This is a genomic window from Bacteroides reticulotermitis JCM 10512, from assembly GCF_000517545.1.
GTDB lineage: Bacteria > Bacteroidota > Bacteroidia > Bacteroidales > Bacteroidaceae > Bacteroides > Bacteroides reticulotermitis.
This window is the reverse complement of record NZ_BAIV01000068.1, coordinates 1-3458: the sequence shown is the minus strand read 5'-3', so window position 1 is coordinate 3458 and position 3458 is coordinate 1. Positions and strand designations below refer to the sequence as shown.

Genomic DNA, 3458 nt, shown 5'->3' with positions numbered 1-3458 from the left:
CATTATGCAAAGCGTATGCTAATGCGTAGTGTTTACTGTAAAGGGCAAGGGATCAGACCTGTTTGTCTAAAAAGCTGTGCATAATATTTTGAGTTCACAAGATGATTCTTTATAATAAGAGTGAATCAAAATAATTATATTATGTTACAAGTAAATTTTAAAGAACTGGTAATTCTTTTAGAGAAAGAACTTATCAGACTGCATTACAAGGATAAAACCTTGCAATTGTATCGAAAAATCTGGTCTAAGCTAACTGCATTCTTTGAAAGCAAGGGTGAAGAGTATTTTTCTCTGGAAATGGCGATGGCGTATCTTGATGAAAAATACGATTTCTTTGCCAAACAGGAGAAAGGAGAGTTGAATAGTATTTCTAAAACATACTATCACTCAATTCAAATGCTCAGCGAATATCAGTTATATGGCTCAGTCTCCAATCATCGCAGATTGAAAAAGAAACCCATGCAGGAAAAAATCCATAATGAGATTCTTTCTTCATTTCATGCTTATTGCATCTCTTCCGGCTACGCTCGTTATACATGGGATGGCTATAGTCGTTCAGCGAAAAAACTTCTTTTTTTCGCTGAATCACGAACCGTTACTATCAAAGAACTTAATCATAAAGTTATTGAGGATTTTGTGAAAACCTTATTAGGATATAGCCCCAAGATGGTTGAGTTCACATTATGCGGCATAAGGTCTTTCCTTCGCTTTCTTTTTTCAGAAAACATCCTTAAAACAGATTTCTCTGGCAACCTCCCGAAAATAAAAGTGCCACAAAAGGCTCATATTCCTTCAATATGGGAGAGCGACATACTCCAAAAAATGTTCGCTGTTATAGATAGAGGTAGTCCGGCAGGGAAACGGAATTATGCAATTTTCTTACTTGCCTGCCTATTAGGAATGAGAAGTGTCGACATACGGCAACTTCAATTCTCTGATATTAATTGGAATGAGCGGCGAATTGACATCATTCAAAGTAAAACCTGTCAGACAGCAAGCTTTCCCCTATTATCAGATGTGGGATGGGCAATAATAGACTATGTAAAAAATGGTCGCCCGGAGTGTGAGCATAAGAATGTTTTTGTCAGACATGTGGCTCCAATCAAGCCATTCGCTTGTGCTGCCAGTTTTGATGACATGATAAAGAAATACATGAAAATGGCTCATGTTTCAGTTCCAAAAAACAGCAAATACGGGATGCATTCACTGCGCCATACTTATGCTACATCTCTTATGGAAAAGCATGTTCCGATTGAAGATATTGCCCAACTTATGGGTCATGTAAATACAGATACCACTACGATATATCTCAAGAGCAGTCTTGGATTATTGAGCGAGTGTCCACTAAATATAGCTGACCTATGAACACATTCACATCACATTTCTCTGAGTACATCAACGAACTCATTGAACAAAAACATGCTATGGGATATAAGTATCTCTGTCAAGAAAAGATGTTGAAGCGATTTGATGCCTTTTGTATTGAAAATTTCCCTGGTGCCACAGCTCTTGACAAGGATATCGTAACACAGTGGGCAATTCTGCGTAAAGGAGAACATCCGGCAACTCTTGAATCTCGTGTTTCTCCAATAAATGAACTTGCGAAGTTTATTATCCGAAAAGGTGAACATGCCTATATTCTTCCAAAAGGGATGCTTCCAAAGAAGACCAAGTACACACCATATATATTCGGAGACGAAGAACTGAAAAGATTTTTTGCGGCAATTGATAACACTTGTAAATTTTGCTACGAAGTTCCATTGCGCCATATAGTTCTTCCTGTTTTCTTCCGTCTACTTTACTGTTGCGGGCTTCGAGTATCAGAAGCACGGTTGATGAAACTGGAAGATGTGAACTTAAAGGATGGGATAATTACTTTGGTCAGAACCAAGTTTGGCAAACACAGGCAAGTGCCATTGTCTCCCGAACTGCGTTCACTATTCAATGAATACAGCCTTATTATTCATGCCACATCAAGGCAGGATGATTGGTTCTTCCCCGGTCTGCATGGAGAGCCGATGACAGTAGGAAATGTTAATCGTAATTTCCGAAGGTTTCTTTGGAGTGCCGGTATTTCCCATTGCGATAAAACAAAAATCGGAGAACGAGGTGCTCCAAATGTACACTCTTTACGCCACACCTTTGCAGTAAACTGTCTCCGCAAATGGATGAAACAAGGGAAAAATACTCATGCCTACCTTCCTGTACTTCAGGCTTTCATGGGGCATGCCCAATTCAAGGACACGGCTTATTATCTTCATTTCTCAACCGACATGGCGCAGGACATTCGGGCAAGCCTTGAAGAGAAAGTAAGCTTCATCATTCCAACAGTATTATCTCAGAAAGGAGGGCAACCATGAAGAATCCTACTGATTTTGCATATCATTTAGCTCACTATTTTAACGACTTCTTATGTGGATGTCGAAACTTGAGCAAGAATACCGTATCCTCTTATAGCGACACATTTCGTTTAATGGTAATATTTTTTAATGAGCGACTTTCCATTCCGCCGGAAAAATTGACTTTGAAAATAATTGATGACCGGTCAATCTTCCATTATCTTGAATGGCTTCAAACTGACCGTCATTGTTCCAATGCCACAAGGAACAATCGTCTTGCCGCCATCCATTCCTTCTTTCGCTATTTGCAGACACAGGACCCAAAACGACTCTTGGTATGTCAGAAGATACTTTTAATACCATTCAAAAAAGAAACTAAACCTATTTTGAAGTATCTTACGATTGAACAAATCAGTGCATTACTTCGTGTGCCTAATCTACACAATGAAAGAGAGCGAAGAGATGTCGTACTTCTCAGTCTTTTATATGACACAGGGGCAAGAGTCCAAGAAATTTGTGACCTTAGAATCCGGGACATAAGGTTAGAATCTCCATCAATCGTTACTTTGACCGGAAAAGGCAGAAAAACACGGGAGATTCCAATCGTTGGGAACACCATCAATCTCCTGTCTGGCTATATCAAGGAGAAAAAATTGACAGGGGTTCATTTATTGGATCACCCTCTGTTTTTTAATCAACGTCGACAGCCTTTGTCTCGTGGAGGAATAACCCATATCCTAAATAAGTATGCTTCAAAAGTGGATGGCATTCTTATACCTGAAAAAATAACCCCTCATATATTGCGGCATAGCAAAGCGATGCATCTTTTACAAGGGGGATATAATATGGTTATTATCAGGGACTGGTTAGGGCATGTGTCAATACAGACAACAGAAATCTATGCGCGGCTTGATATAGAGACGAAAAGGAAAATTCTTGAAAGCGCATTCCCTGAAAGGATTTCTAATGAAGAAATGCCTGATTGGAATGAAGATAAAAGTCTAATAGACTTTCTCAAAAACCTCTAATTATTATGCGTAGTGTCTATATGATATATTATTAAAAGCTAAATAGTTATCAAGGGCACTACGCATTAGCATACGCTTTGCATAATGGGGC

Annotated in this window: 3 protein-coding genes; all 3 read left to right on the top strand. The window is 39.0% G+C overall.

The genetic code is table 11. From position 1 onward, the window contains the following. The first annotated feature begins 141 nt into the window (after positions 1–141). Genes JCM10512_RS20835 through JCM10512_RS20825 form a run of 3 tightly spaced genes read left to right on the top strand, consistent with a single transcriptional unit; the run spans position 142 to position 3367 of the window. Positions 142–1365, top strand: a complete 1224-nt coding sequence (locus JCM10512_RS20835) for a site-specific integrase (RefSeq protein ID WP_044165846.1) — start codon at positions 142–144, stop codon at positions 1363–1365. Next, entirely contained in the window at positions 1362–2360 is a 999-nt protein-coding gene (locus JCM10512_RS20830) for a tyrosine-type recombinase/integrase (RefSeq protein ID WP_044165844.1), read from the top strand. Before JCM10512_RS20835 ends, JCM10512_RS20830 begins: the two co-directional genes overlap by 4 nt. Beyond that, a complete protein-coding gene (locus JCM10512_RS20825; RefSeq protein WP_044165843.1) occupies positions 2357–3367 on the top strand; it encodes a tyrosine-type recombinase/integrase in 1011 nt (336 codons plus the stop codon). Before JCM10512_RS20830 ends, JCM10512_RS20825 begins: the two co-directional genes overlap by 4 nt. The last annotated feature ends 91 nt before the right edge of the window (positions 3368–3458 follow it).